At 65.1% G+C, this 24,225-nt stretch carries 25 protein-coding genes; 16 read left to right on the forward strand and 9 right to left on the reverse strand.

Features of this window, described 5'->3' with window-relative positions; genetic code table 11:
* Positions 1–60: 60 nt before the first annotated feature.
* The 4 genes from XH92_RS02925 to XH92_RS02940 are packed head-to-tail and all read right to left on the reverse strand — an operon-like array spanning position 61 to position 3,674.
* Positions 61–1,083: a zinc-binding alcohol dehydrogenase family protein gene (locus tag XH92_RS02925; protein ID WP_371817929.1), complete on the reverse strand. Its 1,023-nt coding sequence runs from the start codon at positions 1,081–1,083 to the stop codon at positions 61–63.
* Positions 1,080–1,997 carry a 3-keto-5-aminohexanoate cleavage protein gene (locus XH92_RS02930; RefSeq protein WP_194457892.1) on the reverse strand — a complete coding sequence of 306 codons (918 nt, stop codon included), beginning with the start codon at positions 1,995–1,997 and terminating at the stop codon, positions 1,080–1,082. Before XH92_RS02930 ends, XH92_RS02925 begins: the two co-directional genes overlap by 4 nt.
* 10 nt (positions 1,998–2,007) lie before the next feature.
* Entirely contained in the window at positions 2,008–2,763 is a 756-nt protein-coding gene (locus XH92_RS02935; protein ID WP_194457893.1) for an SDR family NAD(P)-dependent oxidoreductase, read from the reverse strand.
* 8 nt (positions 2,764–2,771) lie between these two features.
* Positions 2,772–3,674, reverse strand: a complete 903-nt coding sequence (locus XH92_RS02940) for a dioxygenase (protein ID WP_194457894.1) — start codon at positions 3,672–3,674, stop codon at positions 2,772–2,774.
* 108 nt (positions 3,675–3,782) lie between these two features.
* Here XH92_RS02940 and XH92_RS02945 point away from each other — a divergent pair, with 108 nt between their 5' ends.
* The 5 genes from XH92_RS02945 to XH92_RS02965 all read left to right on the forward strand — a co-directional run bounded on the left by XH92_RS02945 (position 3,783) and on the right by XH92_RS02965 (position 9,805).
* Positions 3,783–4,805: a LacI family DNA-binding transcriptional regulator gene (locus XH92_RS02945; RefSeq protein WP_194457895.1), complete on the forward strand. Its 1,023-nt coding sequence runs from the start codon at positions 3,783–3,785 to the stop codon at positions 4,803–4,805.
* Between the two features lie 308 nt (positions 4,806–5,113).
* Positions 5,114–7,378, forward strand: a complete 2,265-nt coding sequence (locus tag XH92_RS02950; RefSeq protein ID WP_194457896.1) for a fused MFS/spermidine synthase — start codon at positions 5,114–5,116, stop codon at positions 7,376–7,378.
* Between the two features lie 260 nt (positions 7,379–7,638).
* Positions 7,639–8,901, forward strand: coding sequence for a TadE/TadG family type IV pilus assembly protein (locus XH92_RS02955; protein ID WP_194457897.1), 1,263 nt, complete (start codon positions 7,639–7,641; stop codon positions 8,899–8,901).
* A gap of 62 nt (positions 8,902–8,963) precedes the next feature.
* Positions 8,964–9,413, forward strand: a complete 450-nt coding sequence (locus XH92_RS02960; RefSeq protein WP_194457898.1) for a TadE/TadG family type IV pilus assembly protein — start codon at positions 8,964–8,966, stop codon at positions 9,411–9,413.
* Entirely contained in the window at positions 9,410–9,805 is a 396-nt protein-coding gene (locus XH92_RS02965; protein WP_246788191.1) for a TadE/TadG family type IV pilus assembly protein, read from the forward strand. Before XH92_RS02960 ends, XH92_RS02965 begins: the two co-directional genes overlap by 4 nt.
* A gap of 93 nt (positions 9,806–9,898) precedes the next feature.
* On the opposite strand, the gene XH92_RS02970 is transcribed toward XH92_RS02965, so the two are convergent.
* A complete protein-coding gene (locus XH92_RS02970) occupies positions 9,899–11,557 on the reverse strand; it encodes an alkaline phosphatase family protein (protein ID WP_194457899.1) in 1,659 nt (552 codons plus the stop codon).
* A gap of 383 nt (positions 11,558–11,940) precedes the next feature.
* Between XH92_RS02970 and XH92_RS02975 the strand changes: the two genes are divergently transcribed.
* The 7 genes from XH92_RS02975 to XH92_RS03005 all read left to right on the forward strand — a co-directional run bounded on the left by XH92_RS02975 (position 11,941) and on the right by XH92_RS03005 (position 16,247).
* A complete protein-coding gene (locus XH92_RS02975; protein ID WP_246788650.1) occupies positions 11,941–12,837 on the forward strand; it encodes a tripartite tricarboxylate transporter substrate-binding protein in 897 nt (298 codons plus the stop codon).
* Between the two features lie 111 nt (positions 12,838–12,948).
* Complete coding sequence (locus tag XH92_RS02980; protein WP_246788193.1) at positions 12,949–13,665, forward strand: TetR/AcrR family transcriptional regulator; 717 nt, start codon at positions 12,949–12,951, stop codon at positions 13,663–13,665.
* A 46-nt stretch (positions 13,666–13,711) separates the two neighbouring features.
* Complete coding sequence (locus XH92_RS02985; protein WP_194457901.1) at positions 13,712–13,963, forward strand: hypothetical protein; 252 nt, start codon at positions 13,712–13,714, stop codon at positions 13,961–13,963.
* 159 nt (positions 13,964–14,122) lie between these two features.
* Entirely contained in the window at positions 14,123–14,839 is a 717-nt protein-coding gene (gene minC / locus XH92_RS02990) for a septum site-determining protein MinC (protein ID WP_194457902.1), read from the forward strand.
* A gap of 21 nt (positions 14,840–14,860) precedes the next feature.
* Positions 14,861–15,676 carry a septum site-determining protein MinD gene (gene minD / locus XH92_RS02995; protein WP_050401795.1) on the forward strand — a complete coding sequence of 272 codons (816 nt, stop codon included), beginning with the start codon at positions 14,861–14,863 and terminating at the stop codon, positions 15,674–15,676.
* A complete protein-coding gene (gene minE / locus XH92_RS03000) occupies positions 15,676–15,954 on the forward strand; it encodes a cell division topological specificity factor MinE (RefSeq protein WP_194461084.1) in 279 nt (92 codons plus the stop codon). Before minD ends, minE begins: the two co-directional genes overlap by 1 nt.
* Positions 15,951–16,247: a hypothetical protein gene (locus XH92_RS03005; RefSeq protein ID WP_028341537.1), complete on the forward strand. Its 297-nt coding sequence runs from the start codon at positions 15,951–15,953 to the stop codon at positions 16,245–16,247. Before minE ends, XH92_RS03005 begins: the two co-directional genes overlap by 4 nt.
* A gap of 182 nt (positions 16,248–16,429) precedes the next feature.
* Here XH92_RS03005 and XH92_RS03010 read toward each other — a convergent pair whose 3' ends face one another.
* A complete protein-coding gene (locus tag XH92_RS03010; RefSeq protein ID WP_194457903.1) occupies positions 16,430–17,233 on the reverse strand; it encodes an NAD-dependent protein deacetylase in 804 nt (267 codons plus the stop codon).
* Between the two features lie 113 nt (positions 17,234–17,346).
* On the opposite strand from XH92_RS03010, the gene XH92_RS03015 reads away from it, so the two are divergent.
* A complete protein-coding gene (locus tag XH92_RS03015) occupies positions 17,347–17,727 on the forward strand; it encodes a cytochrome c family protein (protein ID WP_194457904.1) in 381 nt (126 codons plus the stop codon).
* Between the two features lie 20 nt (positions 17,728–17,747).
* On the opposite strand, the gene XH92_RS03020 is transcribed toward XH92_RS03015, so the two are convergent.
* On the reverse strand, positions 17,748–18,878 hold the full coding sequence (locus tag XH92_RS03020; protein ID WP_246788195.1) for a LysM peptidoglycan-binding domain-containing protein: 1,131 nt from the start codon (positions 18,876–18,878) through the stop codon (positions 17,748–17,750).
* Between the two features lie 423 nt (positions 18,879–19,301).
* Positions 19,302–19,766: an Lrp/AsnC family transcriptional regulator gene (locus XH92_RS03025; RefSeq protein ID WP_194457906.1), complete on the reverse strand. Its 465-nt coding sequence runs from the start codon at positions 19,764–19,766 to the stop codon at positions 19,302–19,304.
* 161 nt (positions 19,767–19,927) lie between these two features.
* Here XH92_RS03025 and XH92_RS03030 point away from each other — a divergent pair, with 161 nt between their 5' ends.
* The 3 genes from XH92_RS03030 (at position 19,928) to XH92_RS03040 (ending at position 22,983) form a co-directional block, all read left to right on the forward strand.
* Positions 19,928–20,941 (forward strand): 1-aminocyclopropane-1-carboxylate deaminase, encoded by a 1,014-nt coding sequence (locus XH92_RS03030; protein WP_194457907.1) that lies wholly within the window; start codon positions 19,928–19,930, stop codon positions 20,939–20,941.
* A gap of 325 nt (positions 20,942–21,266) precedes the next feature.
* Positions 21,267–21,512 carry a hypothetical protein gene (locus XH92_RS03035; protein WP_246788651.1) on the forward strand — a complete coding sequence of 82 codons (246 nt, stop codon included), beginning with the start codon at positions 21,267–21,269 and terminating at the stop codon, positions 21,510–21,512.
* Positions 21,513–21,717: 205 nt separating this feature from the next.
* On the forward strand, positions 21,718–22,983 hold the full coding sequence (locus XH92_RS03040; protein ID WP_194457908.1) for a S1C family serine protease: 1,266 nt from the start codon (positions 21,718–21,720) through the stop codon (positions 22,981–22,983).
* 243 nt (positions 22,984–23,226) lie between these two features.
* Here the strand turns inward: XH92_RS03040 and XH92_RS03045 are convergent, their stop codons facing one another.
* Entirely contained in the window at positions 23,227–24,168 is a 942-nt protein-coding gene (locus XH92_RS03045) for a metallophosphoesterase (RefSeq protein ID WP_194457909.1), read from the reverse strand.
* Positions 24,169–24,225 lie beyond the last annotated feature (57 nt).

Raw genomic sequence — 24,225 nt, forward strand, 5'->3', positions numbered from 1 at the left:
CCTACCGCCAGTCGGCGGAGGTTCTCGAAGGCCGTTCGGCGAAGCGGACGACGTGCATGGTCAGGCTCCCGGGCGCAGCACGATGCGGTCGCGCGAGGACCCGATCACGGCGGCATAGGCCGCCTTGGCGTCGGCGAGAGAATAGATCGAGCGATCCGCGATCGGGAATGGGCGAAGGAAGCCGCCTGCAAAGCCTGCTAGCACGCTGCGCAGGACGTCGGCGCTCTCGACCGAGGAGAAGGCGAGGGTGTCGATGCCGACATAGGTGTGCCGCCCTCGGTAGAACTCGAGGATGCTGAACTGCACGATCTTGTGCACGGCTGCGATCAGGATCTGGCGTCCGCGCTTTGCAAGGGAGTGGTGGGCGTCGTCGAAATAGGGGTCACCGACCGTGTTGAAGACGATATCGGCGCCCTTGCCGCCGGTCAGTTCGCGGACACGTTCCGCAACGTCGGTCGCGGCGGAATTGACGATTTCGATCGGAGCATTGGCGTGACCGTCATAGCCCTCGTCCTTGCGCACCACGCCGATCACCCTGGCGCCTCGCCAGCTCGCAAGTTGCACCGCCGCCTGTCCAACCTTGCCGTTGACGCCCATGACGAGAACGTGCTCGCCAGGCTTCGGCATGCCCGACCTGCGGAAGCCCTCGATGGCGGTCAAGAACGGCACGCCGATCCCGGCGGCTTCGTCCATGGAGATGCCGTCCGGCTTTTCCACCAGCGCCGCGGCTTCGACGACGAGATGCGAGGCGTGCGTGCCGTCGCGGCGGATGCCGAGATCGCCGGAGGTGCCGAACACGGATTTGCCGATCCATTGGCGCGGCCCGTCGACCACCCGTCCGGCGAAATCGCGGCCCGGGGTTCGGGGGAAGACCGCATAGGGCATCAGACCGGTAGCGGCCTTCACGTCCGACGGGTTGACGCCGGCGGCCTCGATGGCGACGACGACCTCGTCGGGCTGTCGCGACAACGCACGCCGTTCGATGACGGGTTCAATCGATGCAGCATCGGCCGCCTTGGCGTTGAGCCGCACGCTGGTCGCCTCGACGCCAAGGTTGATTTTCGCTCCGGTCATGACGTTCATGGCCGCTCCCGGGCCGCGCCCTTGGATGGATGCGGCAGGCCGACGATCCGGCGTGCCTCCTCGATCGTCGCGATCTCTCCGCCGAGGTCCTCGACGATGCGGCGTGCCTTGACGACCATCTCCGCGTTAGACGTCGCGAACTGTCCGCGGGAGAGATAGACGGCATCCTCGAGTCCGACGCGGACGTGACCGCCGGCGAGATAGGATTGCGCGACCGTCGTGAAGGCGGCCTTGCCGATCCCGATGGCGGTGAACTCCGCATCGTGCGGCAGCAGATTACGCGCGTAGAGAACGGTTTCCGGCGCCGGCTGAAAGCCGTAGCGCACGCCCATCACGAACGAGCACAGCACCGGCCCCGTCAACGTGCCGTCGGCGATCAGATCGCGCATCAGCGCGATGTCGCCGGAATCGAACAGCTCGATCTCCGGCTTGACGCCGGCCTCGGTGATCACCTTCGCCATTCGCCGCACATTGGGTGGGGTATTGATCACCACCTCGCGGCCCGAATTCATGGTGTTGAGATCGAGGGTGCAGATATCCGGCCGCAGCACGGCGATGTGCTCGACCCGCTGCTCCGGCACCATCAAGGTCGTGCCCTCGGCGGCGATCTTCGGCTCGTCCCTTGATGGCACGAAGCGTCCGCCTGGTCCGGTCGTGATGTTGAGGATCAGCGCGGGATTGCGGGCGCGGATGCGTTGCACGACGTCGACATAGTGATCGAGCAGCATCGAGGGGCGACCGGTCAGGGGATCGCGGACGTGGATATGCACGATGGCCGCGCCGGCGTCCGCGGCGCCGAGGCAGGCCTCGGCGATTTGCTGCGGCGTAATGGGCAGATGAGGGGTCTGCTCGGGCGTCGTCAGATTGCCCGTCACCGCACAGGTGATGATGACCTTGTCGCGTGGAGATCGCATGGGTTGTCCTTCAGAGCGAGCGGCCGCCGTCGACCACGAAGGTCGTGCCGGTGGCGAAGCCGAGTTGCGTGGCGCAGGCGAGGATCGCCGAGGCGATGTCATCCGCCGTTGCGATCCGCTTCAGCGGCGTCGTGGCCGCGGTCCTGGTGTTGAAGTCGGCGCCGCGTCCGGGAACGAAGTTGGTGTCGACCACGCCGGGTGCGACCGCGAGCACCCTCACGTCAGGCGCAAGCGCGCGGGCCAGCGACTTGGTCATGACATCGATGCCGGCCTTGGCCGCGCAATAGGCGATCGACGAGCCGATACCGTTGGTGCCTGCGATCGACGAAATCGAGACGATCAGGCCGTCTTCCGACGCCTTCAGCAGCGGGGCGAAGCTGCGGATGGTGGCGAACTGTCCGCGCCAGTTGACCGCAAACATCCTGTCGATGAGGTCGTCGTCCAGCGCGTCGAGGTCGGCGTGGGGCACCGGCTTGGTGAAGCCCGCGGCGTTGACCAGAACATCGAGGCGGCCGAAGCGCCGTTCGATCTCGGTGCGCAACGACGTCAACGTATCGGTCCGCGACACGTCGGCGACGAGCGCCGCGTGGCCTTCTCCGGGCAGGGATTGCATCACCTTCGCGGCTGCCGCGGCTTCCTCCGGAACATCGCGATGACTGATCGCGATGCGGGCGCCAAGCTCGGCAAATTTCCGGGCAGACAAGGCACCGATGCTACCGGCGCCGCCGACGACGAGGACGACCTTGCCGTCCATGGACTGTTTCATGGCTCTGCTCACTGGATCGGTGGTTTGGGAAGGTTGGCTTCGCCGTTTTCCATGACGAACCGGTAGTTCAGCGTGTACCAGGGCGCGCGAACGCCGGCCGCGGGCGGCTCGCCGTCGTCATGCCGGCGATAGTCGCCAATGAGCGCCCGCGTCACGCCGAACACGACGTCGCTTTCGAGGTGCTCGTCATCGTCCACGAAGACCTGGGTGATCAGCGTCTTGTGCCCGGGCTTGAAGCCGAGGAAATGGATGTGTGCGGGCCGGTAAGGATGCCGGTTCTGGGCCCGCAGCATATCGCCGACGGGGCCATCGGTGGGGACGGGATAGCCGGCCGGCTTGACCGACCTGAAGGAGAAGCGCCCCGCGGCATCGGTGGTGAACTTGCCGCGCAGGTTCATGTCGGCCTGCGCATCGTCCTGGTTTTCGTAGAGCCCGACCGGCGAGGATTGCCAGACGTCGACTTCGACATCGGCGATCGGGTGCCCCGCGACGTCCACGACCTCGCAGCTGACGAAGAGTTCGGGCCCCGGCGTCGGCGAGCGAACGATCGAGCCGCCGTTCTTCGTCCTCGGGGAGTTGGCTCGCCAGAACGGACCGAGCAGCGCGGCAGCGGTTTCGGTCGCGCCGGCGTTTCCGTTATTCAGCAGACAGACAAGCGTCGAGAAGCCGATCGCGTCCGCAAACAGAATTCCTTCGTTGTGGCTGGCGTGGGTGGCCTGTCCGATCCGGTTGAGGAAGTCGATGCCGAGATCGTACTCGGCCTCGGTGAGCTTCACCTCGCGGGCGAAGGCGTGCAGGTGCTTGACCAACGCTTCCAGCACCGTCCGGAGCCGGGCGTTGTCGGTCCCTGCCATCGCCCGCAGCACGCTCGGCGTGACATCCTCAAGTCTCTCGATGATCCCGTTGGACATGCATTGCCTCTCTGCAATCGATTGCATTTGATATTGCAATCGATTGCAAAAAGTCAAGCTGTCTCGTATCATGATCGCGTGAATCGCCTAAATGACAGGAATTGCTGCGTGAATCGGCCCATCACCACGATCAAGCAGATCGCGGACGCAACCGGCGTCCATCCGTCCACGGTGTCGCGCGCGCTCGATCCGAAGAAGCGGCACCTTGTCGCCGACGACGTCGCCAAAAGGATCGTGGCGCAGGCCGAGGCGCTCGGCTATCAGCCCAACCGCCTCGCCGCCAATCTGCGCCTCGGCCGATCCGATCTGATCGGCGTGCTGCTGCCCGATATCGCCAACCCGGTATTCGCGCCGATCCTCGGCGGCATCACGGAGGTTTTGTCTACGCAAGGTTACGCGCCGATCGTCGCAGATGCCGGCAATGCACCATCGCAACAGATCTCCTTCGTGGAGCGATTGCTGAGCCAGCGGGTCGACGGCCTGATCCTCGCGACCGTTTCGCAGGACGATGAGCTCGTCGGCTTCTGCATCCAGCGCGGTCTGCCGGTGATCCTGGTCAACCGATCCGAAGCGCGCGATCGAGTCTCCTCGGTCGTCTCTGACGACGACATGGGGATGCGTCTTGCGGTCGACCATCTCGTGGGCCTCGGGCACCGGCATATCGCCCATGTCGCCGGCCCCATGTCGACATCGACCGGCGCGCTGAGGCGCGACGGCTTCGAACATGCGATGTCCCATCATGGATTGCGCGGCCTCGTGCGTGAGGCGGCGGCCTACACCCGCGAGGCGGGCGCGCAAGCGGCCGAGGATCTCCTCGCCGCGACAGGCGACGTCACTGCAATCGTAGCCGCGAATGATCTCCTGGCTCTCGGCGTCCTCGACGTGTTCAAGCAGCGGGGATTGCGGTGTCCGGAGGACATCTCGCTCGTCGGTCACAACGACATGCCCCTGATGGATGTCGTCTCGCCGCCGCTCACGACGGTGCGGATCGAGCACCGGGAGATGGGGCGGATTGCCGCCAGGATGCTCGCAGAGAGCATCAAGAGCGGATCGAGCGAGATCCGGCACGTGATCCTTCGGCCGGAGCTCGTCGTTCGCGGATCGACCGGCAATTCCATGTTCCGCCGGTAGTTCAACGGCACGTGCCCGGTCGTTACAAGCCGGCCGCATTGTGGTCGAGGGCGCGCGACGTCTCGATGCTCATGCCGCCGTCGATGCGCGTGAGAGACCATTGGCGGAAGCTGTGGTCGATCCGCGATGCCAATTTCCGGCAATGGCTCGATTGGCGGATACTGGCCTGGCAGCGGTGACAATTGCATTGTCCTTCAACGGATTTCCGGACTCCTTCTCCGCCGCCGATACGCGCTCCCTGAGCTCCGGTTAACCGTTGCTTAGGCGCGGCCAATCTACGTTGCTAGCGGGGATTGCAGGGACCACGGATGTCAGTATTCGAGAGCGCGCCGGAGCCTGTGCTTCCCGAGGTGGCGCGTTCCGCCGATGACACGCGCCTGCTGCCGTTCCTCAGCGTGGCGACGCTGTTCGTCTCCGCGCTGCTGCTGTTCCTGATCCAGCCGATGTTCGCCAAGATGGTGCTGCCGAAGCTCGGTGGCGCGCCCTCGGTCTGGTCGGTGGCGATGGTGTTCTTCCAGGCCGTGCTGCTCGCCGGCTATGCCTATGCACATCTGCTTAGCCGCCTGTTCGGGCCGCAGCGCGCGGGCCTCGTCCACCTGGTCCTGCTCGCGGTCACGGCCATGACCTTGCCGATCGCGATCGCGCCCGATTGGGGTGCGCCGCCTGCGGACGGAACCGCGCTCTGGCTGTTCGGGCTGTTCGCGGCGTCGATCGGCCTGCCGTTCTTCGCGCTGTCGGCCAGCGCACCCCTGCTTCAGAGCTGGTTCGCCGGCAGCGGCCATCGCGAGGCCGGCAATCCCTATGTGCTCTATGCCGCGTCGAATCTCGGCTCGTTTGCGGCCCTGTTTGCCTATCCCGTCGTGCTCGAGCCGCTGCTGACGCTGAAGATGCAGACGACGATCTGGTCGGCCGGCTTTGCGGTCCTCGCCCTCCTGGTCACGGCGCTCGCCTTCGTGCTCGGACGCGGCAATGGCGCCGTAACGGCGACGCCGTCGCCGGAGACATCGGTGATCAGCGTGGCCGACAGGCTGCAATGGATCGCGCTTGCGGCCGTTCCATCCGGGCTGGCGATCGCGGTGACCGCGTATCTGACGACCGACGTCGCGGCGGCGCCCTTCCTGTGGGTCATTCCGCTCGCGCTCTATCTGTCCACCTTCGTTGTCGTATTCCGCGATAAGCCGTGGATCAGCCACGCCACCGTGGTGCGCCTCGTTCCGTTCGCCGTTGCACCGCTCGCGATCAGTCTGGTCGGCGCCAAGGTGTTCTGGTTCACCACGATCGCGCTCCACCTCGTCGTGTTCACGCTGTTGGCGCTGCTCTGCCATGGCGAGCTCTATGCGCGGCGCCCGCACCCGCAACGGCTCACGGAGTTCTTCCTGTGCACCTCGTTCGGCGGTGTGCTCGGCGGCGCTTTTGCGGGCTTGCTGGCGCCACAGATCTTTTCCGGCAACTACGAATATCCGATCCTGATCGCGCTCGCCCTGCTGGCGCTGCCCGGCATGTTCGCAGGCGGCGCACGCCAGACACTGATCAAGGCGTCGCCTTGGATCGTGGTGGCGATGGCGCTTGCCATGGTCTGGTACCTGACCCGGCTGCAACTCCCAGCCTCGCTCGAATTGCCGTTCAGGGCGCTGTTGATCCTGCTCACGGCCTGCATGCTGTTTCTGCGGCAGCGGCCGGTGTCTTTCGCCGGATTGGCGATCGCGGGGCTGATCCTGACGACGCTCTGGCGTCCCGGCATGGCCCCGATCGAGACCGCGCGCAGCTTCTTCGGCGTTCACACGGTGGTCGACCTCGCGGACGGCAGCGCGCGGCTGCTGTTCCACGGCAACACGATGCATGGCGCGGAGCGGCTGCGCAACGAGGACGGCACGCCCGTCGCAGGGCCGCCCGAGCCGCAGAGCTACTACTACCCGGGCAGCCCGCTGGCCGAAGGGATCGCAGCGGCGCGCGGCGCACAGAAGACCTTCGAGCGGGTTGCGGTCGTTGGCCTCGGGACCGGCTCGCTCGCCTGCTATCTTCACGGGCAAGAACGCTGGACCTTCTTCGAGATCGATCCCGAGGTGATCCGGATCGCGAGCAATCCGACCTTCTTCACGTTCCTCTCGCGTTGCGCACCCAGGGCCAACCTGGTGCTCGGCGACGCGCGCCTCACGCTGCAGGCCTCGCGTGATCGCTACGACCTGATCGTGCTGGACGCCTTCTCGTCCGACGGCATTCCCGTCCACCTGCTGACGCGCGAGGCGATTGCCGGCTATGTCTCGAAGCTGACGCCGCACGGAAGTATTCTCGTGCACATCTCCAACCGCCATCTCGATCTGGCGCCGATCCTGGCGAATGTCGCGCGCTCCGAGGGATTGCTCGCGCTGTTCAAGGAAGGGCATCCCACCGGCGAGGTCATGACCACGCTGAGGACGGCGTCCCGGGTGGTGATGCTTGTGCGTACGCCAGAAGATGCCGGCGAGGCGGCGCGGCATTGGGTCGCCATGTCGCCGGAGCCGGCCAGCGCACTCTGGACCGACGATTACTCGAACCTCCTTGGCCCCATGCTGCGAGCGAAGTTCGGCTCCTGAGCGGGCGTCGAGTCGGGCGATGACGATGTGTTGTGCGGAGATGTCGCCGCCGATCGACAGCGCGGCTTAGGCCACCGCTGTTGCCGCTCGGCCCGGATTGGCTAAGGGAGTGTTAAGGGCCACGCCGGTTTTTCGTCGATCGCGCAGAACTGACATTAAATTGTCATGCTGTAGGAATCGGGGCAGCTTGCCACGAGCGGCGTGAGGACAACATGACGGCCTTCATCACTGGGAAGGCGGAAGTTGGAATATCCTCGCAAATGAGGTCGGCACCGGATGAGTGCCGAGTTAGCCGGGACGGTCTCCTGAAGCGCTTTGCGCGCGACCGGTCCGGCAGCTACGCGATCATCATCGCCTTGCTGATGCCGGTCCTGGTCGGGACCGCCGGGCTCGGTACCGAGGTCGCGTGGTGGTTCTACAAGCACAAGAACATGATGAGCGCGGCCGACTCGGCGGCTGTCAGCGCAGCCACCGCCGGCACCAATTTCGCGACCGAAGCCAACGCCATCACGACGTTCTACGGCTACGCGAACGGGATCGGCAACGTCACCGTCACCGTGAACCAGCCGCCGACCACCGGAAGCTTCACCTCCAGCTCCCAGGCGGTCGAAGTCATCATCACTCAGCCGCAAGCGCGGCTGATGTCGGCGTTGTTCGGCTCCGGGGCGGTGCCGGTCACGGCCCGCGCCGTCGCACTCGGCAATGTCGGAACGGGCTGCGTGCTCGCGCTCGACCCGACCGCCAATCCCGCCGTGACCGTGAAGGGCAACACCCAGCTCAACCTGATCAATTGCAACCTCTATGACGACTCCAACGCCAGCTCGGCGCTCAATGTCAGCGGGACCGCAACGATATCCGCGGCCATGGTCGGCGTCGTCGGCGGGGTATCCGGCACGAGCAGCATCACGGCGACCAACGGGATCCGGACCGGCATCAGGGCGATCGGCGATCCCTATGCCAACGTCACGCCCACGATGCCGACATGGTGCGACTACTCGAACAAGTTCAACGTGAAGGGGACGACGACCCTTAGCCCGGGCAGCTATTGCGGCGACATCTCGGTGGCCGCAGGCGCGACCCTGACATTCAATCCGGGGATCTACTATTTCAACGGCGCGAATTTGTCTGTGGCCGGCAACGCCACGATCACCGGATCGGGCGTCACCCTGGTGTTCACCGGCTCGAGCGGCAACTGGGGCTCGGCGACGATCGGAAGCAACGCCAATGTCAGCCTCATCGCGCCGACCAGCGGCGTGACCGCGGGTATCGCGATCTATGGCGACCGCAAGATGCCGGTCGGCAGCAGCTTCAACCTGACGGGCGGCGGTACACAAAATCTGCAGGGAGCGGTCTATTTGCCGAAGGCGGCGCTGAGCTTCAGCGGCGGCAATGGCACAAGCGCGAACTGTACGCAAATCATCGCCGACACGATCTCGATCGTCGGAAGTTCCAATGTCCAGGTCAATTGCGCTGCGATGGGCGGCAATGCCATCGGTACGGCGACGGCGCAACTTGTCGAGTAGACTGGAGGGATGAGATGAAAACGGGCACGACTGGTGGTGAGCGCCGTTCTCGGCGGCGTCGCATGTTCTTCCGTCGCAGGTTCGGAAAGGACGCGCGCGGTGTGGCGGCGATCGAATTCGGCGTTCTGGTTCCGCTGCTTTCGCTGATGGTCGTGTCGGTGACCGATATCGGCCTTGCGATCTACCGCAAGATGCAGGTTGAGGGTTCGTCGCAAGCGGGCGTCGAATACGCCATCGCGCATGGCTTCGACGCCAATGCGATCTCGACGGCCGTCACAGCCGCGACGAATTCCAGCGCGATCAACGCCTCGCCCGCTCCGGTCAAGTTCTGCGGGTGTGCGACCAGCTCGGGCGTCACCAGCATGACCTGCGGGGGAGTGTGCCCCGGAGGCGGAACGGCGGGCACATACACCATCGTCTCCGCGCAAGGCAGCTACTCGACCATCATCAATTATCAGGTGGTTCCGAACACCTATGTCATCAGCACGCAGTCGACCGCGAGGCTGCAGTGAGACGCGCATCAGTTACACGCGCGTTCTTGCCCGACCGGAGCGGGGCGTCGGCACTCGAATTCGGCCTGATCGCGCCGCTCTTCTTCGCGTTCCTGTTCGGGGTGATCGAGTTCGGGCTGTTGATGTGGACGCAGGTGGGAATGCAGCACGCAGTTGCGGTTACGGCGCGATGCGCCAGCGTCAACACCGCGCTTTGTCCGACCAGCAACCCGAGCGCAATCGCCACCTACGCAACCCAGCAGGCGTTTGGCCTGACCTTACCTTCCTCGACATTCACCTACAGCGCCGCGGCGTGTGGCAGCCAGGTCAACGCGAGCTATCAATTCCAGTTTCCCCAGATCCTCAATCTGGCGCCGTTCACGCTGACGGCCGCGGCCTGCTTCCCGGCGTAGAAGCTCGCCTCGCGAGGTGCGCCGCAAAGATATCGGCGCCCCGTGCCCGGGGCGCCGATAGGTAAGCCATTCGGTGCGTTGTCCCTCTACGCTTTACTTCAGCTTCAGGGGCTCGACGCCTTCGTCACGAACCGCCTGGAGGCTGCGCGGATTGAGGTCGAGGGCGTGGAGGATGGTCGGCGCGATCTGGGTGGTGAAGGTCGTCTCCTCGACGACCCTCGCATGCTTGATGCGCGGCGAAGAGACCAGCAGCAGGACGTTGCGATCGTCGTTGGAGAAGCCGCCATGCTCGGCGAGCTTGCTGCCGCCGGTGCAGATGACGCCGTGATCGGTGATGGCGATGAAATCAGGCACCCGGCTGTTGTGGAACGGATCCTCGTAGAGCTTGGTCAGTTCGTCGCGGTCGAGCAGCTTCTGGATATGCAGATCGGCGGCATGGGCGAGAATGTAGGCCTTGGCGTCTGCATAATAGGGATGGCCGGTCGCCGGATTGGTCGCCTGTTGCAGCTCCGGCGACAACCAGACCAGCGCCGCGTCATCGCAGATCTCGAAGCCGTTGGCGCCGAAACCGGGCGCATTGCTGTACAACGCGTCGGAGATCGCCACGCGGTCCTTGACGTCGATCGGTGACTGACCGTGCTTGGCGCTGACGATGATCAGCGTCGAATCGTAGAGGTTCTGCGTCTTGAGTTCGTTGACGAACTTGCCGAGCGCGTCGTCCACGAACTGGAATTGCAGCGTGAGCGCATTGCCGGGCGTCGCGTTGCCGTCGGCATAGCCGCCGACCAGCGATTTGTCGGTGTCGGCATGGCCGGCCTTGGCGAGCTTCTGGCCGACGCTGACCGCCTGGAAGTTCATGCCGAAGATCGCGGGCACCGGCTGACGCTGGGTTCGCGTGCCGTCATAGCCGTCGATCCAGTTCAACACCGCCTTCACCTTCAGCGAGTCGTAGGAGCGGACGCCGGTGAAGCTCTTGGTGTAGTCGTCGCCGGGCTGGGCGCCGGGATCGATCGTATCCTGCGAATTGATCTCCGGTGTGAACAGCTCGTCGAGGCCCTTGCCCGAGGGGCCCGCGAGGTCCTCATAGGCCGGATGCTTGTCGGACCAGGCCGTGCGCATCCCGGCCTCCTTGATGACTTCGAAGATCGTGTTGGTGCGCACGTATTCGTGGGGATAGACCGGCACGCACTGGCCGTTCACCAGCTTGCGCTGCATGTGGTCTGGGTCGAGCTGGGTGTAGACTTGGCCGAGCGTGCCGCCGGCGGTGTAGTCGGCGACCAGTCCGCTGGAATAATTGTAGCTCTTGTCGAGCGCTTCGAAATTGGTGAGCTCGGTTCCTGCCGGGCTCACGCAACCGGGATCGTTGAGGCCCTGGCTGGTGTAGAACGCCTTGGCCGGATATTCGGTGCGATCGTAGCTGTCGTCATAAAACAGGCCGCCGCCCTTGGGCGTCGCGCCCGTGACCTGCGCCAGCATGCCGGGATAGCTGTCGGACGGCGCGGTGGTGAGAGCGTTCGGATAGACGACGCCCTTTCCGGTGAGCTGGGCGAAGTTGCCGCCGGGGCGGCTTTCCACCCAACGCTTCAAATCGACGGCGTGCATGCCGTCGACGCTGATCAGCAGCACGTGCTTGTAGCCGTGGTGCTGCGGGTGATCATTGTCGTCATCCGCATGCGCCACGGCGACGCCGCAAGCCAGCATGGCTGCCGCGATCGCGGCAGTTGATAAGAAATAGTCACGAAAACCATTCATGCGTTCGCCCCTGTTCTATTTCCGGTGAGTTTGGAATCGCCTGCGCTGGCCGCGACAACTTGTCGCGGTCAGTTGACGGAGGGATGACGCTTTCTTGCGGGTTCGATGACTGCGGCCGGGGCTGACCGCCATGCAGTGATCGCGGGAGTTGCCTCAGGGCGGGGTTGCGCGCCAGCAGGCGATGGCGCGCAACGGCAAGCTTTGCCGTTCAAACACGGACATCGTGTCTCTGACGTCTTACGCTGGACCGCGCGACACTGCCGGCTCTATGACAGCATAAGGGGGAAACGCAGATGCCCAACATGTCTCGCCGGCCATTCCTGCAGCTCGCGCTCGGCGCGGCGACGCTGCCGCTTGCGTCGTCCGGCGCGCGCGCCGAGACCATGGCGCGCCCGGTCACGATGATCGTGCCATTCGCCGCCGGCGGGCCGACCGACGTGCTGGCGCGGATCCTTGCCGAATACATGCGCAATGCGCTCGGCCATCCCGTCATCATCGAGAATGTCACCGGCGCCTCCGGCACGGTCGCGGGCCTGCGCGCCTCGCGCGCGACACCCGACGGCTCCACGATCACGATCGGGCATTGGGGCACGCATTGCCTCAATGGCGCGATCTATCAGCTGCAATATGACGTGCGGGAATTCGCGCCGGTTGGGCTGATCGCCAGCGGGCCGCAGCTCATCATCGGCCGACCCGATCTGCCGGCGAATAATCTGAAGGAGCTGATCGCCTGGCTCAAGGCGAATGGCGACAAGGCCACAGCTGGCACCGCCGGCCCGGGTTCGGGCGCGCATGTCGCGGGCGTGTTCTTCCAGCAGCTGACGAACACGAACTTCTCCTTCGTGCCGTATCGCGGCGCCGGTCCGGCGCTGAACGATCTGATGGCCGGGCACATCGACATCATGTTCGACCAGGCCTCCAACTCGCTGCCGCAGGTGAAGAGCGGAACCGTGAAGGCTTACGCTGTGACCGCATCGTCGCGGCTCGCATCGGCGCCAGATATTCCAACCGTCGATGAAGCCGGACTGCCGGGTCTCTACATCGCGTATTGGCACGGCATCTGGGCGCCGAAAGGCACGCCCGCCGATATCGTGTCTGTTCTGTCGAAGGCGGTGGTGTCAGCGCTCGCCGAACCCGTCGTTCAGCAACGCTTCGCCGAGCTCGGGCAAGAGATCCCGGCGCCGGACAAGCAGACCCCCGCTGCGCTGCGCGACCATCAGGCCGCCGAAGTCGAGAAATGGTGGCCGATCGTCAAGTCGGCCAACATCAAGGCGGAATAGCGCAATCATCTGATTTGAAACGTGTTTTTGACGAGCCCTCAATCCGGGACTCGTCGCCTTGAAAAGGCGGATGATGGTCTTATATGTTCTATTGTACATATAAGAGTGACGATGACTGATCCGAGTAAATTGGCGGCGCTGCCGGCCTCCCGGCCCAAGGGGCGCCGCAGCAAGGACATGCCGGACGGCCGTCAGGCGCTGCTGATCGCGGCGACCGAGGCCTTTGCAAGTCTCGGCTTCGACGGCGCGGACCTGCGCAGCGTCGCCGCGGCGGCGGGCGTCGCGCCGAACCTCGTGCGCGTCCATTTCGGCAACAAGGCCGCGCTGTGGGAGGCCTGCCTCGATCGCATCGTGACGCTCGCCGTACCTGCGATGGCCGAGGTGCACGCGATCGCCCACGACACCAGCCGTTCGCTCGGCGACCGGCTCCGCGCGCTGATCGTCCGCGTCGCAACGTTCTATGCGGCGTATCCGGAGGTGCGGAATTTCGTGGTCCGGCGCGGTGCCGAGAGCCCTGAGCGCGCCACGCTGGTGACCGAGAAGCTGCTGCGTCCGGCCTACGAGACGGCATACGAGCTGTTTCAGGCCGGCATCGATGCCGGCATCATCCGCAGCCAGCATCCGGCGCTGTTCTTTGCGCTGCTCAATGCGGCCCTCAACCAGCCGCCGACATTTCCGCTGCTGTTGACGCGGATCGCGCCCGAGATCGACGCCGAGACCGCCTGGACGCAGCTGCTCGACACCACGATCGCGACGCTTCTGCATCTTCCGCCGTCGCAAGCCGACGTCGACCCCGCAGCCGGTGACGGCCGCACGCCCGCGACGTGACAACAGTCACGGCCAACACTTCAACCTGCTAACAAGAGAGTGATCCATGAAATTTCGTCTTGCCCTCGTGCTTCTCGCCGCAACTGTTGCGCCCGTTATGGCCCAGTCCGAACCGAACGAATCGATGCAGCGCCAGGCCTGCATGGGTGACGCGGTCCGTCTGTGCGGCGCCTACATTCCGGATCGCGGCCGGATCAGGGATTGCATGGCGGCGCAGGTCGAGCAGCTCAGCCCGTCATGCCGCGCGGTGTTCGATGCGTCGGTGCAGGCCGAGCGATCGCCAACAGCGCGGCGTTGATCCGCGCCGCCGGTCCCAGAATTGTGCGTCCCAGGCAACAGGTAACGGTGCCGGAGGAGCAGCCCTCGCAAATCCGTGAAAACACCACCTTCCGTTAACCTTTGATTAACCATGCGGTCCGATTGTTAACCATTCGACAAGACAACCGAGTCAGAGGCGATGGACGCAACTCCACAGGTGGCACGTCAGCAGGTCCGCATGCGCGGCCGTTCCTATGTTGCGTTCGTCTTCACGCCCGTCGTGCCGGTCGTGTCCTGGCTCGCCGAGATCGACGCGACATTGGGGAAGTCGCCGGGCTTCTTCGCCGGCAAGCCCGTGGTGCTCGACCTCTCGGCGGTCGACCTCAGCCAGGCCGCGATCGCGCATCTGGTCGGCAGCCTCGCTGAACGCAACATCCGCGTCCTCGGCATCGAGGGTGTCGACGAATCCAAGCTCGGCGCCAACCTGCCGCCGCTCCTGACCGGCGGCCGCGCCTGCGCGATCACCCATGTCGAGCCGAAGACGCCGCCGGCGCAGGAAAAAAACAAGGACAAGGACAAGACCAAGCTGCCGTCGCTACTGCTGGAGAGCCCGGTCCGCTCCGGGCAGTCGATCGTGTTTGCCGAGGGCGACGTCACGGTGCTCGGCTCGGTCGGCTCCGGCGCCGAGATCGTCGCCGGCGGATCGATCCATATTTACGGCACGCTGCGCGGCCGCGCGATGGCCGGCATCAACGGCAATTCGTCGGCGCGGATCTTCTGCCAGAAGATCGAGGCCGAACTGCTCGCCATCGACGGCTACTACCAGACCGCAGATGAAATCGCCGACAGCTTGCGCAATCGGCCCGCCCAGGCGTGGCTCGAGGGCGAGATGCTGCGCATCACAGCTTTGAACTGATCGACCACAAGGAGAGAGAGAATGGCCAAGGTATTGGTCGTGACGTCTGGGAAGGGCGGGGTCGGCAAGACGACCTCAACCGCTGCGCTCGGCGCAGCGCTCGCGCAAATGGGCCAGAACGTCGTCGTCATCGATTTCGACGTCGGCCTGCGCAACCTCGACCTGGTGATGGGCGCGGAACGGCGGGTGGTGTTCGACCTGATCAATGTGGTGCAGGGCGTCGCCAAGCTGCCGCAGGCCCTGATCCGCGACAAGCGGCTGGAAAATCTCTGGCTGCTGCCGGCATCGCAGACCCGCGACAAGGATGCGCTGACCGAAGAGGGCGTCAAGCGCGTGATCGCCGACCTCAAGACCAAGTTCGACTGGATCCTGTGCGACAGCCCGGCCGGCATCGAACGCGGCGCGACGCTCGCGATGCGCTACGCCGACGAGGCCATCATCGTCACCAATCCGGAAGTGTCGTCGGTGCGCGATTCCGACCGCATCATCGGCATGCTGGACTCCAAGACGGTCCGCGCCGAGCGCGGCGAGCGGGTCGAGAAGCATCTTTTGGTCACCCGCTATGATGCCGGCCGCGCCGCGCGCGGCGAGATGCTGTCGATCGACGATATCCTGGAAATCCTCGCCACGCCGCTGCTCGGCATCGTCCCGGAAAGCCAGGACGTGCTGCGCGCCTCCAATGTCGGCTGCCCGGTCACGCTGAACGCTGCGAGCAGCGCGCCGGCGCGGGCCTATACCGACGCGGTGCGGCGCCTGATGGGCGAGGCGGTGGAGATGACCGTGCCGGTCGAACGCAAGGGGCTGATGGACCGGCTGCTGCGACGGAGGGCGGCATGATGAACGTAATGCGGCTGTTCGGCGGCCGCGCTCAATCGGCACCCGTCGCGCGGGAGCGGCTGCAGATCCTGCTGTCGCATGAGCGCGGCCGGACCGGCGCGCCCGACCTTCTGGAGATGCTCCGCTCGGAAATCCTGGGCGTGGTGTCCAAGCATATCGACGTCGATCCCGACAAGGTCGTGGTCAAGATGGATCGCGGCAAGTTCGTCTCGATGCTGGAAGTCGACATCGAGGTTCCCAATGGCGTGCAACGATCAAAGATGGTGGCGGCCACATGACGGCAGACAGCGACAGTCACATTGCCTGGCAGCGCGCGCAGCTCAAGAAGCTGCGTGCGGCGTTGAAGGCGATCGAGGTCGACCAGCTCGGCAAGGCCAATTGCGGCCGCGCGACGCAGATGACGATCGACGAATTGCAGCGCAAGATCGGTGAATCCGGCCGCTGCATCGCCGAATACGAGCGCCGCACCCGCCGCCCGCTGGCGACGGATCTCGGCAGCCTCGCCAGCGTCAGCTGGACGCATTGGAATGCCAACATGCCGATGGCCAAGGCACCGCGCCATCGCGCGTAGCGGGCGTGCGCATCGCCAAAGTCATGTCGGTCGTAGCGGCACCGGAAGTTTTACCTCTCCCATAGGGAGAGGTCGGCGCGAAGCGCCGGGTGAGGGATCCCGGCCTCTCATGCGCGCCGCGGCCCCTCACCCGATTTTCGACCTCTCCCCGCTGGGGAGAGGTGAGCCGAAGCCGCAGTGACCTACAGCAAAAACGCCAGCGCGCTCTCGCAACTATCCTCGATCTTGAGCGTGAGCAACTCGTCGGCGCGGGTGCGGCCGAGATTGACGGCGGCGATCGGCAAGCCGCGCTGCTCCGCCATCCGCACGAAACGAAATCCGGAATAGACCATCAGCGAGGAGCCGACGATCAGGAGAGCGTCGGCCTGCTCGAGATGCGCCTGCGCGGAGGCGACCGTGTCACGCGGCACGTTCTCGCCGAAGAACACCACATCGGGTTTCAGCACGCCGCCGCAGGCCTCGCAGGCCGGCACCACGAACGACGAAAAATCCTGCTCGAGATCGGCGTCGCCGTCGGGCGCGTCGGTCGCATCGAGGGTGAGCCAGGCGGGATTCAGCCGCGCCAGCTCACCCTGGAATTGCTCGCGCGGTGTCGTCGCGCCGCAGCCAAGGCAACGGACGACGTCGAGCCGGCCGTGCAGGTCGATCACGCGCTGGCTGCCGGCGGCCTGGTGCAGGCGGTCGACGTTCTGGGTCAAGAGCAGCTCGCAGCGGCCTTGCTGTTCGAGCTTCGCCAGTGCGCGATGCGCACCGTTCGGCGCCGCCCGGCCGAACCGTCGCCAGCCGACCATGCTGCGCGCCCAGTAGCGCTGCCGCGTCGCCGCCTCGCCCAGGAACGCCTGGATCGTGACCGGCCGCGTCCGCTTCCAGTTGCCGTCGCTGTCGCGATAGTCGGGAATGCCGGAATTGGTGCTGCAACCGGCCCCGGTCAGGACAAACAGGCGCTGGTGGCCGGCGACGAAATCCTCGAGGGCGGGGTGCTGCATGGCAGCACATCTAGTGTGGCGCGCGCGGCTGCGCCAGATGGTGGGCCGGCAGCGACAGGACCTTTCAAGTCGCCTCTGCGTTGACGGCATGGCACCGTCCGACGGAGTGATCGATGCGACCAGGATTCATCGTCGTTGTTTGCGGGCTGGCGTCCCTGCCGCTGTCGCCGTCGCGTGGCGAGGATGCGGGCGTGTCCGGCGAGCAGGCGTTCAACAATTCCTGCCGTACCTGCCACACCGTCAAGGACGGCGACAATCGCGTCGGCCCGAACCTGCACGGGATCATCGGCCGCAAGGCCGGATCGGTCGCGAACTTTGCCTATTCGGAGGCGATGAAATCATCCGGCATCGTCTGGGATGAGAGCACGCTGTTGCGCTTCATTGAGGATCCCGAAGCCGTGGTGTCGGGCAACGGCATGAAGCCGTATACCGGCGTGCGCGCGGCGGAGGATCGCGCCAGGATCGTGGCTTTCCTGAAATCCCCTGGCAAGTGACGAGGGGCAGGAAGCCGGTGTCACCGCGTCGGCAGGACGAAGACCTGGCCGGGATAGATCAGATTGGGATTGCGGATCTGCTGGTGGTTTGCCCGATAAATCACCGCGTAGCGCTGCCCGGCACCCAATGCGCGCTGGCTGATCCGCCACAGACTGTCGCCGCGGGCGACGGTGGTCGTGGTGATCTTCGGCACGATCACGGCAGAGGGCGAGCTCGGGGCGGCGGTGGTTGCCGCTGCGAGCTGCGGTGTGCCGGATGACGCCGCAGGCACCGGAACCGATGCGGTGGTCGTCGTGTCGGGAACGTTGAACGGCACCTCGGCACGCGCGCGGACCTTGCCGGAGGCGGGATCGACGGCGTCAAGCCGGACCCGATAATCGCCGGTCGCTACACCCTTGTTGATCGTGACCGAAAGGTGTCCCGTCGCGTCGGCGGTCGCTGACGTGATCAGGCTGTCGTTGAGATAGAGCCTGACCGTCGCGCCCGGCGTTGCCTGAGCGCTCACATGGAGCTTGCCGCCCGGTTCGGTCTCGACAGCCTCCACAGCGACTTTCCCGGCCGCCGGCGAAGCGGGCGCAGGTTGCGACAGCACGCGGACCGGCTTGTCCGGCGCCATCAGCGCCACCATCGGCCGCTCCCTTGCCGCAGCCTCGAGCGCCACGGCCACGCTCTGCTTCGAGGTCGCCTGCTTGCCGTCACGCGTCATGCGCAGGGTCAGGTCATGGTTTCCCGGCGGAAGCGGGCGCGGCACCATGACGAACTGGCCGGATTTGTCCGCTACGGCGCGATCGTGCACCTCGCCGTTGCGCAGCAGTTCCACCGTTGCGCCCGGCAGCGCCCGGCCGGCAACGACGGTCTCGCCGGTCGGCTCGACGTCGACGACGTCGAATTCCGGCACCGCGTCGCCGCCCGGCGCTGGCGACGGTCCCAGCGCGTTGGCGAGCGCCGCGGTCTCGGTTTGCGCCTTGGCCAACGCGGTCTTGTCCTGGTCTTGCGCGGGAGCCGCCGGGGCGGATGGCGCCGTCGCCATCAGACGCGGGCTCACGCCGAGGATCTGCCGGGTTTGCTGGATGCCGAAGACGAGCGCCGCCGCGCCGCCGACGGCGAGTGCCAGCAGCGGTATGACCAGTCTCATCGTCGCGACGTTCATGATGGTCACCCGCGGATCAATTTTTCCCCGCGTCCGCGCGCGCCTGCAGCCCTGCGGATTCTTGCGAGACTGCGCCGGTTTGCGCACCTCATCAAGTCGGATGAAAGGATTACTCCTCCCGGCCAGCCCGGCCGCTGATCGACAGCGCGGCTTAGACCTCCGCCGTTTCCACACCCTCAACCGTCGTCACCCACGAAAGCGGGTGATCCAGTACGCCGCGGCTTCTCGATTCAAACGCTGGCGTCTCTGGAATACTGGATCGCCCGGTCCCGTCTTCGCCAAGGCTTCGACGAGGCCACGAGTCACAGGCGCGCCGAAGCTTTAGCGGAGGCGGCGAGCCGGGCGATGACAGGGGGTGCGCGGGGACATCACCGTCGATCCGACGGTTCACCGCGAGCACACCTGCCGCAGTTCACATCAGCCTCAGAACTCCAGCGCCGCATTGTCCACCACCTCCTTCATCACGAAGAAGGTGCGGGTCTGCCGCACGCCGGGCAACGCGATCAGCTGGTCGCCATGGATGCGGTTGAAATCCTCCATGTCACCGACACGGATCTTCAGGAAATAATCGAAGTCGCCGGCGACGAGGTGACAGTCGAGCACGAACTTCAGTTTCGCCACCGCCTGCTCGAAGCTCGCAAAGCTCTCCGGCGTCGAGCGGTCGAGCACGACGCCGACCATCACCAGCGTGCCCTTGCCGACCTTGCGCGGCGCGACCATGGCGCGGACGCCGCTGAGATAGCCCTCATCGAACAGCGCCTGGGTCCGGCGATGGCAGGTCGCGGGGCTGACGCCGACCTGATCGGCCAGCTCGGCATTGCTGAGCCGGCCGTTCTTCTGCAGCAATCTCAACATCTTGAGGTCGATGCGGTCGAGCCGGGCAGACATGGAAGAATCTCTCATTGTTGGCAGGAAATATGAAAGAAAACATATCATCTGGAGCAAGTTCGGCAATCTTCAATAATCCGGCAGGCCGACTTAGAGAGCACCTTTCGCGCATGGAGTGGTAGGTCTGGCCGCGTTCCAAAGACACCAAAGAGGATGCCAGCATGCTGGAGAAGTTCGCGCGCTATCCGCTCACATTCGGGCCGACCGCCATCGAGAAGCTCGATCGGCTGTCAAAGCATCTCGGCGGCAAGGTCGAGCTCTATGCCAAGCGCGAGGATTGCAATTCCGGGCTCGCCTATGGCGGCAACAAGTTGCGCAAGCTCGAATACATCATCCCCGACGCGATCGCTTCCAACGCCGACACGCTGGTGTCGATCGGCGGCGTGCAGTCGAACCACACCCGCATGGTGGCAGCCGTCGCGGCCAAGATCGGCATGAAATGCCGCCTGGTGCAGGAAAGCTGGGTGCCGCATGAGGACGCAGTCTATGACCGCGTCGGCAACATCCTGCTCTCGCGCGTGATGGGCGCCGATGTGCGCCTGGTCGACGAAGGTTTTGACATCGGCATCCGCAAGAGCTGGGAGCAGGCGATCGAGGAGGTGAAGGCCTCGGGCGGCAAGCCTTACGCCATTCCGGCCGGCGCCTCCGTGCACAAATATGGCGGGCTCGGCTATGTCGGCTTCGCCGAAGAGGTGCGCGTGCAGGAGCGCCAGCTCGGCGTCAAGTTCGACTACATCGTCGTCTGCACCGTGACCGGCTCGACCCATGCCGGCATGCTGGTCGGTTTTGCTGCCGACGGGCGCGCGCGCAACGTGATCGGGATCGACGGTTCGTTCACGCCCGCGCAGACCAAGGCGCAGGTGCTGTCGATCGCGCAGAACACCGCGAAGCTGGTCGAGCTCGGCCGCGATATCGTCGAGGATGATGTCGTGCTGATCGAGGACTACGCCTATCCCGCCTATGGCGTGCCGTCGGAAGAGACCAAGGAGGCGATCCGGCTCAGCGCGCGGCTCGAGGGCATGATCACCGACCCCGTCTACGAGGGGAAGTCGATGCAGGGCATGATCGATCTGGTGCAGAAGGGCTTCTTCCCGGCCGGGTCGAAGGTGCTCTACGCCCATCTCGGCGGCGCACCGGCGCTCAACGGCTACGCCTACGCGTTCAGGAACGGCTGAGGGGACGGGTCACGCTGCTCCAAACCTCCCCTTTGAAAAGGGGAGGTCGCTTTGCTCGTTAGAGCAAAGCGGGTGGGGGTCTTCTCTCTCCGCAAACAGCATCGTCTGCTGCTGACCCCCATCCCGACCTTCCCCCTTTCAGGGGGGAAGGGGAAGAATCGTAGCCCGGATGGAGCGGAGCGAAATCCGGGATTCTCGCCGCGGAGAGATTACCCCGGATTACGCTTCGCTTCATCCGGGCTACGCCCGGACCACGTCAGGTCGGTGTCAGCTTCGCCCGGTATTTTTCCGGGCGCCGGGCGAGTCGGGAGACCTTCGCGTGAGGATGATGAATGCGGGCGGCCGAGCCATCGCCGCGCTCGGCGTCGGCATCGTCGCGATGGGGCATTGGTTCTGGGCTTACCAGAGCCAAGGTCATACGCCGCGCGCTCGCCTGCTGGCGATGAACAGCGAGGTCGAGCTCTATGCCGGCATCTTCCTGATCGGCGTCGGCGTGCATGCCTTCGCATCGTGGTACTGGTTCAGCGATCCAAATCCGCCGGCGCAATCTTCGGCCCGCGAGCCGCAATAGCGTCCGCCTGCCTTGGCGATTGGAATATGTCCGGGTTGACATTTCAGGAACAAAGTAGGAACATTTCCTCCGTAACCTGAGGGTGTGGCGGTTGCCTCATCTGCGGCGGTATTGCGTGGCCGCTGGACCAATGGCCAAGCCGCGCACCACTTGCGGATGAATTTCCCCGCCTCCTATGATGGGTTGTGGCTGGGGAGTATGCGTCATGAGAGTTGCGATCTGGGCGGCCATTGCGGCCGCGTGGCTTCTTGCGTCCGCAACTCCGTCGAACGCCCGCGGTCCCTACGGCTCGATCTCGGTCGGCAACTGGAAGGGCGGCGCCTTCACCGACGACAAGAGCGGTGCATTCACGCATTGCTCGGCGGGGACGGTCTATCAGAGCGGGATCTACTTCGTGGTGGCGATTACCGCGACTGGCAGCTGGCGGCTGGGCTTTGCCCATGAGAGCTGGCGCCTGACGCCGGGTGAGGCCTTTCCGCTGGCGCTGACCTTCGACGGCCAGCCGGCGTTCAACGTCTACGGCATGCCGCTCGGCGAGAAGCTCGTGAATATCGAGATGCCGGTGACCTCCAACCTGATCAATCAGTTCCGCAAGGCACGCCAGATGACGGCATTCGCGCAGGGACAATTGTTTCAGTTCAACCTGAATCAAACCGGACAATTGCTGCCCGCGCTGCTCAACTGCGTCGTCTCGGTGAAGAAGAACGGCGTCGCCAATGCCGGCGAGTTCGCTGTCGCGACAAAGCCTGTGGCTGCGCCGCCGCAGCAGGCGGCAGCACCCAACGCGCCACCGGCGAAGCAGGCGAGATCGGGGACCGGCACCGGCTTCGTCGTCAGCGATAGCGGCCACGTCGTCACCAACCATCATGTCGTCGATGGTTGCAGCGAGATTACCGGCAATCTGAGCGGCGCGGCGGCGGTCAAATTGCGGTTGGTGTCCGACGACGAGACCAACGATCTCGCGCTGCTGCAGGCTCCGTCCCCGTTCAAGGATGTCGCGAGCATCCGGCTGAACTCGATTCGGGTTGGCGACGGGGTGGTGGCGATCGGCTATCCCTATCATGGCCTGCTGACATCCGATTTCACCGTGACCACGGGCATCGTCTCCTCGCTGAGCGGCATCCTCAACGACACGCGTCATCTGCAGATCAGCGCCGCGGTCCAGCCCGGCAACAGCGGCGGGCCGCTGTTCGATCTCGGCGGCGCCGTGGTCGGCGTGGTGGCCGCGAAGCTCGACGCGGTCAGGATGGCGCGGGCCACGGGATCGATCCCGGAAAACATCAACTTCGCCATCAAGACCGGCGCGCTGCGCGACTTCCTCGACAACAGCGCGGTGATGTACCGGACCGCCGAATGGCGCGACGGGACGAAGAAGGAGACCTCCGATATCGCCAAGGATGCCCGCAGCTACACCCTGTTGATCACCTGCACGGTGAACGAGCAGAGCGCGAACGCGAAGAAGGGCAATTGAGACCTCCGCTACCGCTTCTCCCTATCGTTACGGCAGGCGACCATATGGGGCTGTCAGCCATACGATTTTACCTGTGACTGCGGCGTCCGGCAGCCGCCGGCTACTGTGCATGGGGTTGTTTTCGATATTTTGGCAATGCCCGCCTCCGACCGCTGTTCATAGGATGGGTAGAGCGAAGCGAAACCCATCATCGTTCCGCGTGTGAGGTCGATCGCAGCGCTCTACCCATCCTGCGCATCTCAGTTAGCTCAACCGCCGCAGCGTATGCACCGTGATCTCGGCCGGGCAGTTCAACCGCACCGGCGCAAGGCTGGTGCCGGCGCCGGCTGATGTGTAGCCGGCGAGTTCACCGAACCGCCAGGCGCCTCTGCCCATCCGGCGCGGCAGCCGCGCCTCCAGCTTGATCGCGATGCCGCCGGGCAGGCAGAGCTGGCCGCCATGGGTATGGCCGCTCAGCATCAGGTCGAAGCCGGCCGCGGCCGCCGCGCGATAGGATTCCGGCGTGTGCGCGAGCAGGATCGAGAACGCATCGCGCGGGATCGCCGCGGCGGCCTTTGCAATGTCGTCGGTGCGATAGAAATGCGCATCGTCGATGCCGGCGAGATGGATGGTCGCGCCATCGCGCGTGATCGGCTCCTGCTCGTTGAACAGCATCCGGATGCCCATCGCTTCCAGCGCCGGCGTCATCCGGATGCTGTCGTGATTGCCGAGGATGCCATAGAGCGGCAGCTTGATCCGCGCGCAGAGATCTTTCATCAGCGCGAGGCTGGTCTCGAACGGGCCGAACGTCCTGCCGCGATAATCGCCGGTCAGCACGCAGATGTCGCAGGCGATATCGCGCACGATGTCGGCCAGATGCCGCATCGCGCCTTGGCTGATATCGGCGTGGAGGTCACTCAGATGAAGGATGGTGAAGCCGTCGAAGGCCGCCGGCAGGCGCGCCGACGTCACCAGATTGCGCCGCACCTCGACCCGGTCGGCGTTGCGGCGCGCGCGGCCATGCAGGCCCACCAGCTTGAGTGCGGTCTCGACGATCCACGGCGCCAGCTTCCAGTTCTCGACGTTGAACACCAGTGTGCCCTGGCCGAACAGCTGCTTCTCATGCGCGGCCTCGATTCCAAGCCGGCGCACGACGTGATCCGCGCCGATCCGCTCGACCAATCCCTGCAATGCCGTGTCGGCCATCGTCCTCCGTGCGGCCCGCGACGCGACACGCGGGCCGGCGCGACACTATCATGCGCA

This window comes from Bradyrhizobium sp. CCBAU 53421, assembly GCF_015291625.1.
In the GTDB taxonomy this organism is placed as follows: domain Bacteria; phylum Pseudomonadota; class Alphaproteobacteria; order Rhizobiales; family Xanthobacteraceae; genus Bradyrhizobium.